Genomic DNA, 13,915 nt, shown 5'->3' on the forward strand with positions numbered 1-13,915 from the left:
AGGTTGAGCAGGAGTTGACGGTCACGGGCCTCCCCACGGTGCCCCGTCGGCGTCCGCGAGCCGGGCCGCGATGTGACGGATGAGGCGCTCCAGGTCGGCGCAGTACACGCTGGGGTGGAGGAACCCGCTGTAGGGGGCGTAGCGATGCGCGTAGTTGCCGCCTCCGCACACCTCCCGTACCGGGCACACCGCGCAGTCGCGGGCGAGTCCGGCGACCCCCAACTGGCGGGCGGCGAGGCCGGGGTGGCGCAGGGCCCGGTCGAAGGAGTGGCGGAAGACGTCCAGGCCGGTCGCGGAGGCGCCCTCGTACGCCGAGCGCAGCGCGCCCGTCTGCTCGATCGCGCCGTCGGTGTCCACCACCACCGCCACCATCGGGGACAGCCCCACCGACTCGACCGTGCTCGGCGCCCCGAGGAGCAGCGCCACGATCTCCTGGAAGAGCCGCACCCCGGTCCGCATCCGGTCCTCCTGCCACCACAGGTCGAAGACCCGCACCAGCCAGTCCCCGTACGGGGTGGGGCGCGGGCGCCGCCCGGGCGCCGGGGCCGGGGCGATCCCCGGGGGCGGGGCGGCCCAGTTGCCGTGCGGCAGGAGCAGGTCGATGCCGGGCGGGCCCAGCGCGAGCAGCGAGCGGTAGACGTCCCCCGGGTCGGCGGCGAGGTCGACCGTGCACAGGATGCCCGCGTACGCGCCGGGGCGGCGGGCGAGCAGCCGGGCGGCCTCGGCGACGGCGGGCCAGGAGGAGCGGCCCCGGCGGTCGGTGCGGCGGGTGTTGAGCCGGGCCGCGCCCCCGTCCAGGCTGAGCCCGACCCGGACGCGGGCGGCGGCGAGGCGGTCGAGGGTGCGGGGGGTGAGCAGGGTGCCGTTGGTCTGCACGGTCGCGGTGACCTCGCAGCCGCCGGGCACCACGCCCCGGACCGCCTCGCGCACGGCCCGGCGCACCTCCGCCGCGTACGCCAGGACGGGCCCGGCACCGCCCAGCAGCGGCTCGCCGCCGTGCAGGTCGATACGGAGCGAGGTGAGGCGGTGGGCGGCGGCGTGCTCGGCGATGCGCCGGGCGGTGCGGCGCACGGTCGCCTCCGGGACCCGGGCCGGGCGCTCGCGCCAGCTCGCGTCCTGGCCGCGGTAGATGTAGCAGTAGTCGCAGGCGAGGTTGCACCGGCTGTGCACCTTCAGGACGAACTGGCGCAGCGGGACGGGCCGCACGGCGTCCGGGTCGAGTTCGCGGTGCGGCCAGCGGGGCTCCTCGGCGGTGGTCACGGCGCCTGCCCGGTGCCGTCGTCGCCGGGGCGGGCCGAGGGCGTGTCCGCGAAGTACGCCCCGGCGGTGTCCGGGGGCGCCCCGGAGACCGCCGGGGCGTCGCTGAAGTAGGCCCCGCCGGTCCCGGGCCGCCCGCGCAGGTCGGCGAGGACGGCGGCCAGGACGGGGTGGGCGCACTCGTGCGGGGCGCGGGCCGCCAGGGGGCGCAGCACCGGCAGCGCCGCGGGGTCCGGCAGCGCCCTTCCCCCGTCGGTCGCGGTCGCCGTCACGACGCTCCCGGCTCGCCGTCGAGCCGGTCGGTCTCCGCCCGGCTCAGGGCCTCCGCCTCGTCGCGCGCCGCGCTCGCGGGCGCGGCGGACAGGACGCGCAGCGCCTCGCGGTGCTCCTCCCGCGCCCGGGCCGGGCCCGCCGTCCGCTCCAGGAGCAGCGCCCGCGCCTGGCGTGCCGCGGCCTCGGTCAGCGGCTCCCCGGCCGTGCGGCTCTCCTGGGCGGCCCGCAGCGCGTGGTCGGCCGCCTCGCCGAGCCGGGCGGGCGAGCCGGTCCGCTCGGACAGCAGCCGCAGCACCTCGGCACGCAGCAGCCAGATCCGGGCGAGGACCGTGCTGCGGTCGGTGGCCCGGGCGGCCGCGCCCAGGATCCAGTGGGCCTCGTGCAGATCGGAGAGGACCTCCTCGGTGTGGAAGCGCCGGACGTGCGCGGCGCCCAGCAGATAGCGGCGCCGGGCCAGTTCGGGGTCGGACTCGGAGGTCTCGTCCAGCGCCCGGCGCAGCGCGCGCACCGCGCCCCGGGCGTCCTCGACGGAGTCCTTGGCGCGGGCGCGGGCGGTGAGCGCGTCACCGAGCTCGGTGAAGGCGGCGGGGCGGCGCGGGTCGTCCGGGCCCATCAGCTCCAGCGCCTCCGACCAGGCGACCACGGCCGAGTCGAGGTGGGTGCGGCTGCGGGTCGACTCGTACCGCTCGCGCAGCACCTTCGCCATCCGCAGCAGGCACACGGTCCGGGCCTCGCGGTCGGGGCCCGCGTAGCGGCGGGCCTGGTCGAGGGCCTGGAGGACGGTGAGCCGGGCGGAGTCGTCGGATTCGGTCCGGGAGAGCTCCACGGCGTCGGCGACGTCCAGCCAGGCGCGGCTGACCTCGGCGTCGCCCACCGAGCCCGGCGCCAGGGTCTCGAACCCGGCGTAGAGGTCGGTGGCGGCGCGCTCGGCGTACGCGCGGGCGGTGAGCGCGGGCTCCTCGCCCCCGCCCGCGGCGGCGCGGCGGGCGAGGGCGAGCAGCAGCGCGCCGCGCAGCAGCAGTACGTCGCCGGTGCGGGCCTCCGTGAGGAGCGCGTCGGTCACCTGGACGGCGTTGTCGAGGCAGCCGCCCGCCCACGCCGGTTCCAGCTCCGCGAGCCGCCGCAGCACCCGCACCCGGGCCAGCGAGGCGGCCCGCCAGTCGGCGCGCTGGGCGGCGGATGCCGGGGGAATGCCGCTGATCAGGGCGAGGCTGCTGTGGGCGCGGTTGAGCAGGTACAGGGCGACCTCGTGCGGCGAACGCGCCTCCTGGCGGCGCGGTTCGGTCCCGGTCTCCGGGACGGCCGCGGACGCGTCCGGGGCCACGGGCAGCCGCCAGGTCTCGCCCGGCCGTCCCGGCGGCCCCTGCGGCTCGGTCAGCGCCCGCAGCCACCACGCCTCGTCCGCCCCCGCCCGGCCCGACTCCGCCTCGTCCGCCATCGCCTCCAGGACGCGGGCGAGGGTGAGATGGGCGCGGCGTTCGTGCGGCAGGGCGTTCTCCACGGCGGACAGGGCCTCGCCCAGGTCCTCGCCGAGACGCCGCAGCTCCCAGCGCAGCAGCAGGGCCTGCGCCAACTCGCCGTACAGGAAGGCCCGTTCGGCGACGCGCTTCTCGGCGCGCACGGCGGCGCCCAGCAGCTGGACGCCCATGTCGAGGTCGCGGACCGTGCCGTACGAGCGGAAGCGGTCGAGGCAGTCGCGGGCCCGGTCGGACAGCTCGCGCGGCCCGGCGCCGCCACCGCCCGGCTGGACGAACTGGTCGGGCCGGCCGAAGCGCCGCAGCACCTGCGCCGAGACCCGGGCGAAGACCCGCAGCCGGGAGTCGTCGGCGGGTCCGGCGGGCGCGCTGCCGCCGGGGTCGACCGAGCCGGCGAGGACGGCCGCGGCGAGCGCGGGGAAGTTGCGCACGGTCCGCCCGTAGCGCCGCTCCACGTACTCCGAGCAGTGCTTCAGGACGAGGATCGCGCTTCCGGCGCCGAGCAGTTCGAGCAGTTCCTCGCGGACCCCGTCCAGGAAGGCGTAGCCGGGCAGGCCCGGTCCGCTCTCCTCCTCGTCGGTCCGCAGCAGCCCGCTGAGCAGCACCTCGGCCAGCACCTCGGGGCCGCTGTCGACCAGCATCGCCCGCTGGACCAGCTGCATCACCGGCAGCACCAGCGGCGCCGCCGACAGGCACGCGGCGAGCTGGGCGGCGTCGGGCGAGGCGGTGGCGCAGAACGCGGCGACCCGCTCGGCGGGCGTGAGGTCCTGCTCGGCGCGGGCGCTCCCGGCGGCGGGGGCGTGGTCGGCGCGGACCCGGCCGACGGCCGCCTCCATGGTCTGCTCGGCGGAGCCGCTGACCAGCCGCGCCCAGGCGCCGAACGACGACTGGCGCAGCGCGAGCACCGGGACCGGCAGCCCCCGGGCGTCGCGGCCCCGCTCGGGCCTGCGCGGCTGGAACTCCAGCCGCCCGGCCGGGCCTTCGCGGCGCCGCAGCACCCCCTGCCGGGTGGGCAGATGGGTGGAGCGCCACATCCGCTGCGGCAGCGGCTGGACCACCGCCAGCGGGGCCGTGCGCGCCCAGCCGTACAGCAGCCGCTGGAGCCGGCCGCTGCGCCACATGGGGCCCGCGCAGTCGCTGAGCAGCAGGGTGAGCCGGCGGCCGCCCGGGTCCCAGAGCTGGGAGGGGTCGACGAGGTGGTCCTGGTCGGCGACGCCGCCGCCCACCCGCGGCTCCCCGTCCTCGCCCTCGTGCAGAAAGTGCGTGCGCACCTCGCGGAAGGCCCCGGCCCGCTCGCAGACCTGGCGCAGTTCGTCGAGGGTCTGCTCCCACACCACGGTCGAGGAGGAGACGTCCATCACCAGGGCGAGCCGCGCCTGGCGGCGGCGGTCGGGCCGCAGCACCGGCAGGATCAGCCCGGTCTCGGCCGCCCGGTCGGCGGTGGCCTGCTCGTCGAGGTGGCGGCCGGTGGTGCGGGCGGGCGGCCGGTAGTGCTGGAGAGGGCGCAACGCCCGTTGCAGGGCCAGCGGTTCGGGCAGGGTGGCGGCGGCGGGGGCCGCCACCCGCACCCCGTCCGACCAGGCCCTCGGGTGCGCGTCCTCGGCGTCCCGGCCGGGGCCGGTGCCGGGTCCGGGGGTGAACAGATCGGTCCTGTCCCCGTACCCGGGCGAGGCCGTGGGGCCGCCGGGAACGCCCTGGTCGAGGAGGTGTTCGGCGGGGGCGGGGCCCGCCCCCTCGGCGGGGTCCGGCGGTTTGACGCCGGGGCCGCCGGCGACCGGCGGCACCGCCTCGGACACCTGGGGCCGGGGCCGGGCGAGCGGCCCGGCGAACTGCGCCAGCCACAGCGCGTCCGCCAGCTCCTGGGCGGTCGGCTGGATCTCCGCCTCCCGAAGGCGCGCCACCAGGGCCGTCAGCGTGGAGGTCACGGCGCTGGCGGCGCGGCGCGGGCCCCGGGCGGCGGTCATCGGGTCACCGCTGCCTGGTGTCCAGCGGGCGCAGCAGCAGCTCGGCTATCTCCTCGCGCCGCTCCGGCCCCTCCTCGCTCACCTGCTGGGTGAGGAAGATGGCGTTCAGGAGCTGGTCGGTGGGGCGCAGCTCGCCGTCGCCGTCGTCGCGGGTGAAGCGGCTGACCAGATCGATGTTGCGCTCGTCGGCGCCGGCCCCGAAGTGGGCCTGGACGAAGGCCGCGAGGCGCTCCTCGCGCGGCGGGTCCAGATGCAGATGGATGCAGCGGCGCAGCAGCGGCGCCGGGAAGTCGCGCTCGCCGTTGCTGGTCAGGACGGCGACGGGGAAGGCGCGGCAGCGGACGCGGCCACCCGGCACCGCGACCCGCAGGCCGTCGTCGGTGAGGACCTCCACCACGTCGCGGCCCGGCCGGTCGGCGATCCGCTCCAGCTCGGGGATCGGGAACTCGCCCTCCTCCAGCACGTTCAGCAGGTCGTTGGGGAGGTCGATGTCGCTCTTGTCGAGCTCGTCGATGAGCAGGACGCGCGGGCGCGCGGCGGCCAGCAGCGCGGTGCCGAGCGGGCCGAGGCGGATGTAGCGGCCGATGTCGTCGGCCTGGCCGTCGGCGAGCTGCGCGTCGTGCAGCCGCCCGATGGCGTCGTAGGTGTAGAGCCCGTCCTTGAGCTCGGCCCGGCTGGTGATGGGCCATTGCAGGACGCGGCCCAGGCCCAGTTCGTACGCGATCGAGTGCGCCAGCGTCGACTTGCCCGAACCCGGCTCGCCGGTGATCAGCAGCGGGCGGCGCAGATAGAGGGCCGCGTTGATCAGCTGGAGGGTCTCGGTGTCGTGCGCGGACAGCTCCGAGACGCGGTCGCCGAGCCTGCGCCGGGAGGCGATGTCGATGTCCGGCACCGTGTACGGGCGCGGCTCGCCGCCGAAGGTGCGCCAGCGGGGCGGCGGGGGCAGGGCGCGGATCCGCTCGGGATCCGGTGCCCCGAAACCTCGGTAGATCAGCCAGTCGTCCATCGCTCGCTCCTCGTCGACGGTCGGCGGGGCACCACTTCTTGGCCACGTGTCGTTGCGGGTCGAAGTCTCGTTGCGAGTCGAGGTCCAGTCGGAACGTACCCACTCCCGGGCCGCCGAAAGGCGTTTGCCCCGCCCGGTCCGGGCGGGCGGACGCACAGGCGGTCACAGCGGCGCTTGTCCGGGCGCACGGCGGCGCGCGGCGTGCCCGACGCGGGCACCCCGCCACGGCGGGTCACGGCGCGTCCAGCCGCTGGAGGTCCGGCAGCGGCCGGTCCGGGTCGTCGTAGAGCATCGCCACACCCTCCGCCCAGTGCTGGGCATCCTTGGAATCGCTGATCTCCTCCCTGATACGGCGCAGCCGGTCCGGGAGCTCAGTGGGGTCCTTCGCCTGGCCGAGCAGGTCGGCCGCCCCGGCGCGCACGGCCACGCACAGGTCGTGGCAGCCCTGTTCGGGGTGAGCGTCGGTGTGCCAGAGCGCCACCCCGTGGCCGGCCTCCAGCGCCATCCGCATGGCCGCGCCGCCGACCCCGCGCCCGGCGGGCCGGCACAGCACCGGCACCGCGCCCGGCTCCATCTCTGCGAAGTGGTGCGGCCGGGGCGCCCGGCCCGGCTGCGGGGTCGGCACCGCCGTCAGCTCCTCGGCGGCCATCAGCGCGTCCCACCGCTCCCGCCACTCCGGGTCGGGCCCGCCGCGCCGGTCGAGGTCGCGCAGCACCACCCGCCGCTGCACCCCGAGGTAGGGAGGCCGGTACAGGCGCCCGATCTCGGTGAGCTGCCAGCGGTGCACGGCGGTGTCGAAGTGGTCGGCGGGCAGGGCGACTTCGAGGGGGGCCGGGCAGTCGTCGGTGTCGACGCTCTCGAAGGCGGTGACGAGCGACCGGCGCAGCCGCCGGATGAGCTCGGCGGGGGCCACGCCGTCGCCCTGGCACTCCTCGGCCACCGGCCGGGAACCCTCCCGGTCGCCGTCGTGCACCCGGATGCGCCAGTAGAACCGGTCGGGCGCGTCGGAGAGCGGCTCCAGCTCGACGGTGACGACGGCGCCGCCGCGCTCGGGCGTGGGATACGGCAGGACGCTCAGGATCTCCTCGGGCGCCCCGGGCCCGAGCACCGGCAGCAGCCCCTCGGGCAGCCGGGCCTCGGTGACCACGGTGTGCACCACCGGCGGGATGCCGCGCAGCCGCTCGTTCACCCAGGCGGCGAGCGGCGCCGGGTCGCCACCGCGCCCGCGCTCGTACTCCACGACGAGCTTGAGGTAGTGCAGGAAGGCGATGGCGGGCATCGGGCGGTGCGCCTCGTAGAGCAGGCCGTGGCCGTCGCGCCAGGTGCGCGGGTCGGGCAGGCCGCCGGGCGGCGCGATCCCGCCCCGGGCCTTGCGCGCCAGCTTCGCCACGGGCGGCACCCCGCCGGGCCCGGGCACGGCGGCGAGCAGATGGAGGGCCGTGCGCCGGTCGTACGGGCTCCACTGCTCGGGCGTGCGGTGCAGTCCGGCGGCCGGTAACTGCTGCTGCCGGTCGATCCAGGTGTTGTAGCCGCTGAGCCTCGGCTCGCCGCCGTGCCACCGGTCGTGCTCGGCGAGCACCGCCCGGTAGAGGTCGCCGAAGCGGCGCAGCGCCGGGAGCGCGATGGCCCGGCCGCCGCCGCGCTCGACCTGGCGCGACTTCATCACGGCGACCACGGCGCCGGTGTGCGGATCGACGACGGGCCCGCCGGAGACCCCTTTGGGGAACTCGGTGGTGTGGAAGCGGAACCCGTAACTGCCGTCGTACGTACGGATGTCGATGGCGGTCTGCCAGCGCTGCGGGCCCTCCTCGGGCCGGAAGGCGTAGACCACCGCACTGCTGGCGCCGGGCGGCTCGGCGCAGTCGCTGAGCCAGACGCACTCGTGCTCCACGTCCTCTTCGAGCAGGCGGACCAGCGCCAGGTCCTGCTCGACGGGCACGGTGTCGCCGCGCAGGTCGTCGTCGACCAGCCAGGCGGCGAGCCGGGCGGGCAGCGGGTCCTCGCCGAGCCGGTCGCTGCCGACGTAGAAGACCCGCTCGCGGTCCCGGGCCAGATGCGGGCGCAGGACGTGCGCGCAGGTCAGCACCCAACCGGGGGCGACGAAGAAGCCGCTGCCCCACATGGTGCCGCCGCCGCCCGGGAGCAGGTGGACGGTGGCCGAGCGCGCCAGGTCGTCGATGAAGGGGTCGTGCGCGTGCTCAGGCATCGGCCGGGCCGCCGGGGGCCGGGGGCACGTGCGGCGGGTCCGGCGGCGGCGGGGGGACCGGGGGCGCGGGCTGGTCCTCCCGCCGCCACACCAGCGTGACCTGGAGGGACGTCTTCGCCTCCCCGTCGGCGAGCACGGCGACGGCCGCCCCGGCCCTGACGGCCAGCTCGACGCCGAAGCTGACGGTCGCCTCGTCGGGCCGCGCGGCGGCGGCCGCGTCCAGCACGGACCGCCCGACCCCGGCGATCAGCTCGCCCAGCCGCTCCACCCTGGCGACGGCGTTCTCGATCACGCCGACGTCGTCGTCGTCCGCCGCGTACCCCCCGGCGGCGGACACCCGGGCCAGCACCACGGCCCCGCCCGGCAGCTCGATCTCCCGTACGTGCGCCATGGCCGCCCCCTGAACCAGTCGCAAGCTCCCCTGACTTGAGATGACGAGGGTAATCGGCCCGGCGGTTGCAGGGGACCCCTTCAGAGCGCCGGATACCCTGGAGGGGAACATCCCCGTACGTTCAGGAGCACGTTGTGTACTTCACCGACCGCGGCATCGAGGAGCTGGCGAAGCGGCGCGGCGAGGAGGAGGTCACCTTCGAGTGGCTCGCCGACCAGCTGCGCACGTTCGTCGACCTGAACCCCGACTTCGAGGTCCCGGTCGAACGCCTCGCCACGTGGCTGGCCCGCCTCGACGACGAGGACGAGGACGAGTAACCCCCTCCCCCCTCGGCCGGGGCCCCTCAGGGCCCCACCGTCCCCGACCCCGCCGGCCCCGGTTCCGCCGCACGGGGCCGCCACCGCACGGGGCCGCGCCCCGGGGTGTTTTTTCGGCTGCGGACCGGTGGTGGGCTGGTCGCGCAGTTCCCCGCGCCCCTGAATGGGTTGGGATTTCGTCTGCGGGTGGGTGGTGGGTTGCTCGCGCAGTTCCCCGCGCCCCTGAGGGATCCCCCGTCCTTCCCCACCTGCGGACCGTCGCGGGTAGCTTGCGCAGTTCCTCGCGCGCCCGGGGGATCGCCCGTCTGCGGACCGTCTCGGGTTGCCCGCGCAGTTCCTCGCGCCCCTGGCGGGGCCGCAGCAGCTGGACTGTTCGGCTCGGCCACAGGCTTTGAGGGGCGCGGGGAACTGCGCGACCAGCCACGCACCACCCGCAGCCGCAAACCGACCGGCGAAACCGGAACCGGGGGCGAGGGCGCAGCCCGTAGGGGCGCGGGGACTGCGTAGCCAGTGGGCGGAGTCCAGCCCCGGCCGGGGCCCGCCCCGCACGCCTGCACACCCGGCCCGCCCCGCGAGGCCTTCCCTTGACTTCCCCCACCCGCGATATATCGTGTCTATCAGCAGACGCGATATGTTGCGTATGATGCGTATGACCGCGCCCAGGGAGGGCAGAGCCATGGCCGAGTCGACGTGGACCGTTTCCGAGCCGCGCACACTCACCTTCGACGCTCCGGTGACCGCGCTCAGCGTGCGGGTCGTCAACGGAACCGTGAACGTCGTGGGAACCGAGGAAGGTTCCGCCCGCCTGGAGGTCTCGGCCATCGACGGCCCGCCACTGATCGTCACCCAGGACGGCCCGACCCTTACCGTCGCCTACGAGGACCTGCCCTGGAAGGGCTTCCTGAAGTGGTTCGACCGCAAGGGCTGGCGGCGCAGTGCCGTCGTCTCGCTCGCGGTGCCGTCCGGCTGCGGGGTCGAGGTGGGCGTGGTCGGCGCGGGCGCGGTGGTCTCCGGGATCCGGGGCCGCACCGACGTACGCGGCGTCACCGGCGACACCACGCTGGTCGGTCTGTCCGGACAGGTCCGCGCGGAGACCGTCTCCGGGAACGTGGAGGCGCAGGCCGTCACCGGCGACCTCCGCTTCCAGTCGGTCTCCGGCGATCTGACGGTGATCGAGGGCGCGGCCACCTCCGTGAAGGCCGAGTCCGTCAGCGGCGACATGGTGCTGGACCTCGACCCGTCGGGCAAGCCCGCCGACGTCCGGCTGACCACGGTGTCCGGCGAGATCGCCATCCGCCTCGAACACCCGGCCGCGGACGCCAGGGTCGAGGCGAACACCACCAGCGGCGCGGTCTCCAACGCCTTCGACGACCTCCGGGTCACCGGGCAGTGGGGCGCGAAGAAGATCACCGGAACGCTCGGGGCGGGCACCGGCACCCTGCGGGCCACCACCGTCTCGGGTTCGATCGCGCTGCTGCGCCGTCCCGAGCCGCACGACACGGCGGGCCCTGCCGCCCCGGCCGACGAGAAGGTGCTCTGACATGCCCCCCGTCTTCGCCCACGGCCGGCTGCGCCTCTACCTCCTCAAGCTGCTCGACGAGGCCCCGCGCCACGGGTACGAGGTGATCCGCCTGCTGGAGGAGCGCTTCCAGGGCCTGTACGCCCCGAGCGCCGGCACGGTCTACCCGCGGCTGGCCAAGCTGGAGGCGGAAGGGCTGGTCACCCACACCAGCGAGGGCGGCCGCAAGGTGTACTCGATCACCGACGCGGGCCGCGCCGAGCTCGCGGGCCGCAGCGGTGAACTGGCCGACCTGGAGCTGGAGATCCGCGACTCGGTCTCCGAGCTCGCCGCCGAGATCCGCGCCGACGTCCGGGGCGCCGCGGGCGACCTGCGCGACGACGTACGCCGCCAGGCGCGCGAGGCGCGGGCGTCCGGCCCGGTGGAGAGCGAGTCCTGGCACCAGACCAAGGAGGAGTTCAAGCGGGCCAAGCAGGAGTGGAAGGAGCAGGCGCGCCGCGCGAAGGACGAGTCGCGCCGGGCCCGCGAGGACGCCCAGCAGGCGCGCCGCCAGGCCAGGGAGGCCCAGGAGAGGGCGCGGGAGCAGATGCAGCGGGTGGCGGAGCAGGTGCAGGACCACTTCGCGCGCGGCGACTGGCCGACGGGCGTACGGGAGGGTCTCGCCGAGATCACCAAGGAGCTCGGCCGCTTCACCCGCCCCCAGCCGAAGGAGCCCGCCGCCCCCGGGTGGACTCCGGACGTGACGGAGTCCGCCGCCCCCGGGTGGGCCGCCGACGTGAAGGAGCCCGCGCCCCCGGCCTGGGCCGACGACCCGGCGACCGGCAACCCGGCCCGCGACCTCGACCGCCTCCTGGACCGCTTCCGCGACGACATCCGCGACGCGGCCCGCGACCACGGCGTCACGGAGACCCAACTCCGCGAAAGCCGCCGCCACCTGTCGACGGCGGCGGCCCACATCGGAGCGATCCTGCGAGGCGGAACGGAATAACGGCCCCGGTGCCCCGCGCCCCCGAAACCCCGGACCCGAGCAGAACACTCCAACACGGGAAAGCACCCCCGCCCTAGGGGCGCGAGGAACTGCGCGACCAGCCCCCACCGACCCGCAGACAAACGAACCCCCAGGGGCGCGGGGAACTGCGCGAGCAACCCCCACCGACCCGAGGACAAACAACGGGGGCCGGGGGCACCCCCCACCCCCAGGCAGACCCACGCCCCTGCACACTGACCCCGTGATCGACTTCCTCGGCACCACCCCCGACCCCACCCCCGGCACCCTCCCCTCCCACTGGCACGCCGGCTGGCCCTCCCCCAAGCACGACCCCGCCCCCGAGATCCAGGTCCACGCGTACACCGAGCACACCGTGCTCCTGCGGCAGAACATGTCCGTGCACTTCGAGGCGCCGTTCCTCTTCCTCCTCTTCGGCAACGAGCGCGCCCTGCTCCTCGACACCGGGGCGAGCCCGGACCCGGCCCACTTCCCGCTGCGCGCCACCGTGGACGCCCTGATCGAGGAGTGGCTGGCCCGCCACCCCCGTACCGGGTACGAGCTGCTGGTCGCCCACACCCACGGCCACGGCGACCACATCGCCGCCGACGCGCAGTTCGCGGACCGGCCCGCCACCACCGTCGTCCCGCCCGGACTCGCGGACGTGACCCGCCACTTCGGCTTCACCGACTGGCCGCACCGCGCCGTCGAACTCGACCTCGGCGGCCGGGTGCTCGACCTGGTGCCGGGACCGGGCCACCACCCGGCCGCGGTCGTCTTCTACGACCGGCACACGGGCCTCCTGCTGACCGGTGACTCGCTGTACCCGGGACGGCTCTACGTCGACGACGCCGCCGCGTACGCCGAGACCGCCGACCGGCTGATCGGCTTCTGCGCGACCCGGCCGGTCAGCCATGTCCTGGGCTGCCACATCGAGATGACCACCACCCCGGACGAGGACTATCCGCGCGGCACCACCCACCAGCCCGACGAGCCGCCGCTCCAGCTCACCGCCGCGCATCTGCACACCCTGCGCCGGGCGCTCGCCGAGACCGCGGGCCGTCCGGGCGCGCACCCGTACGGGGACTTCGTCCTCATCCACCGGGAGTAGCGGCCGTCAGGCACGGGGCGCGACCGTCACGGTCACGGTCGCGCCCGCCCGCGCCCGCACGTCGAGGCCCCGCACCCGCGCCCCGGCGACGGTGATCCGCCACCGCCCCGCCTCCGTCGGCAGCGACAGCCGGGTGGTGCCGCCGTCGGCGACGTATCCGAGCCGGTACGTCCGCGTCGCCGGGTCGTACGTCTGCGCGCGCACCCGTCCCGCGACCGCGCGCGCGTAGGGCGTGGCCATGAGCTTCTTGTTGCCGCGCAGGCGGCCGTCCGCGTCGGCCGCGCAGTAGCCGCCGCCGTAGCACCACACATAGCCGGCCCACCCGGAGGTGTAGCGGGCCAGCGAGGCCAGGGCGTCGGTGTAGAACCGCCCCATGTGCGGCAGTTCGCCGTTGAGCGGCCCCCATTCGCCGACGACCACCGGCACCCGGTACTTCTTCGGATACGCGGTCACGGCCGACTCGTACGCCTCGATCCACCCCGCCGAGGGGTCGTAGTCCGCGCCCGCCTCCATCGCGGTGTTGTAGAAGTGCGGCGCGTACACCGTCCGGGGGTCCTTGATCCGGCCCAGGCCCGTCGGCACGCCCTCCCCCACCGCCGGAGTCGGCTCCACGAACACCCAGTGCCGCCGGTCCGCCGCCCGCACGGCCCGGGCGAGGCGGTTGTACATCGGGGTGAGCTGTTCGGCCTCGATACGGCGGGCCGCCGTCGCCGGGTCCTCGCCCGGCCGGAACTCGCCCATCGGCTCGTTGATCAGGTCGTAGCCGAAGACCGCCGGATGGCGGGCGAACCGCGCGGCGAGCACCCGCCACATCCCCGCCTGCGCCCGCCGCAGGTCCTCGTCCTCGTACAGATGGGTGAAGGCCCGCTGCACGGCGGGCTCGTAGTACTCGGAGAACCAGTCGTCCGGGTGCGGGGTGAAGGGCAGCCCGTCCGTCCGCGTCGCCCACGCGGGGATGCCCCGGTGCCCGAACGCGGGACCGAAGACGTCCTGGTGGGCGTCGATGAGTACGCGGACGTCGTAGCGGTGCGCCCAGTCCAGGACCCGTTCGATCGTGCGGAGGTACGCCTGGCTGTACTGCCCGCGCACCGGCTCCAGGTCGTCCCAGAAGACCAGCAGCCGGGCGAAGCCGAAGCCGTGGGCGCGCAGGTCGCGGAAGGTGCGCTCGGTGATCGCGGAGAGCGCCTGGTCGCCCCGGTGCGTCTTGTCCTCCACGTTCCAGCCGCGCAGGGTGAGCGTGCGCCCCTGCTCGTCGGTCAGGCGGGGCGGGGCGGACGCGTCACGGGCGTGGGCGGCGGGGGCCGCGGTCGCGCCGGCCACCAGGACCGCGCAACACCCCGCGGCCGCCAGGGACTTGCTCGTACGCATGGAACACCTCCGGCATGTCGTCGGTGAACATGCCGGAGATCAG

At 75.8% G+C, this 13,915-nt stretch carries 11 protein-coding genes; 4 read left to right on the forward strand and 7 right to left on the reverse strand.

The features are described from left to right. Positions 1-21: 21 nt before the first annotated feature. The 6 genes from AC069K_RS31575 to AC069K_RS31600 form a co-directional block, all read right to left on the reverse strand. Positions 22-1,260 carry an FxsB family cyclophane-forming radical SAM/SPASM peptide maturase gene (locus AC069K_RS31575; protein ID WP_365111550.1) on the reverse strand — a complete coding sequence of 413 codons (1,239 nt, stop codon included), beginning with the start codon at positions 1,258-1,260 and terminating at the stop codon, positions 22-24. Beyond that, on the reverse strand, positions 1,257-1,529 hold the full coding sequence (locus tag AC069K_RS31580) for a hypothetical protein (protein ID WP_365111548.1): 273 nt from the start codon (positions 1,527-1,529) through the stop codon (positions 1,257-1,259). The genes AC069K_RS31575 and AC069K_RS31580 overlap by 4 nt, the downstream gene beginning before the upstream one ends. Further along, positions 1,526-4,969 carry an SAV_2336 N-terminal domain-related protein gene (locus AC069K_RS31585; RefSeq protein ID WP_478621983.1) on the reverse strand — a complete coding sequence of 1,148 codons (3,444 nt, stop codon included), beginning with the start codon at positions 4,967-4,969 and terminating at the stop codon, positions 1,526-1,528. The genes AC069K_RS31580 and AC069K_RS31585 overlap by 4 nt, the downstream gene beginning before the upstream one ends. A 4-nt stretch (positions 4,970-4,973) precedes the next feature. Continuing rightward, positions 4,974-5,975 carry an AAA family ATPase gene (locus AC069K_RS31590; RefSeq protein WP_365111541.1) on the reverse strand — a complete coding sequence of 334 codons (1,002 nt, stop codon included), beginning with the start codon at positions 5,973-5,975 and terminating at the stop codon, positions 4,974-4,976. A 232-nt stretch (positions 5,976-6,207) separates the two neighbouring features. Continuing rightward, complete coding sequence (locus tag AC069K_RS31595; RefSeq protein ID WP_478621984.1) at positions 6,208-8,181, reverse strand: VMAP-C domain-containing protein; 1,974 nt, start codon at positions 8,179-8,181, stop codon at positions 6,208-6,210. Continuing rightward, positions 8,174-8,572, reverse strand: a complete 399-nt coding sequence (locus AC069K_RS31600) for a CU044_2847 family protein (protein ID WP_478621986.1) — start codon at positions 8,570-8,572, stop codon at positions 8,174-8,176. Before AC069K_RS31600 ends, AC069K_RS31595 begins: the two co-directional genes overlap by 8 nt. A gap of 134 nt (positions 8,573-8,706) precedes the next feature. On the opposite strand from AC069K_RS31600, the gene AC069K_RS31605 reads away from it, so the two are divergent. From AC069K_RS31605 to AC069K_RS31620, 4 genes are all read left to right on the forward strand, one after another. Next, positions 8,707-8,889, forward strand: coding sequence for a DUF6104 family protein (locus AC069K_RS31605; protein ID WP_101390066.1), 183 nt, complete (start codon positions 8,707-8,709; stop codon positions 8,887-8,889). A 676-nt stretch (positions 8,890-9,565) separates the two neighbouring features. Beyond that, on the forward strand, positions 9,566-10,429 hold the full coding sequence (locus AC069K_RS31610; RefSeq protein WP_358836626.1) for a DUF4097 family beta strand repeat-containing protein: 864 nt from the start codon (positions 9,566-9,568) through the stop codon (positions 10,427-10,429). Between the two features lies 1 nt (position 10,430). Beyond that, positions 10,431-11,396, forward strand: a complete 966-nt coding sequence (locus AC069K_RS31615; protein WP_478621988.1) for a PadR family transcriptional regulator — start codon at positions 10,431-10,433, stop codon at positions 11,394-11,396. 241 nt (positions 11,397-11,637) lie between these two features. Then, positions 11,638-12,504, forward strand: coding sequence for an MBL fold metallo-hydrolase (locus AC069K_RS31620; protein WP_478621990.1), 867 nt, complete (start codon positions 11,638-11,640; stop codon positions 12,502-12,504). Between the two features lie 6 nt (positions 12,505-12,510). Here the strand turns inward: AC069K_RS31620 and AC069K_RS31625 are convergent, their stop codons facing one another. Continuing rightward, the gene (locus AC069K_RS31625; protein ID WP_478621992.1) at positions 12,511-13,872 is read right to left on the reverse strand and encodes a cellulase family glycosylhydrolase; all 1,362 of its coding nucleotides are present in this window, start codon (positions 13,870-13,872) and stop codon (positions 12,511-12,513) included. Positions 13,873-13,915: the final 43 nt, after the last annotated feature.

Source organism: Streptomyces sp. NPDC043908 (assembly GCF_056435525.1).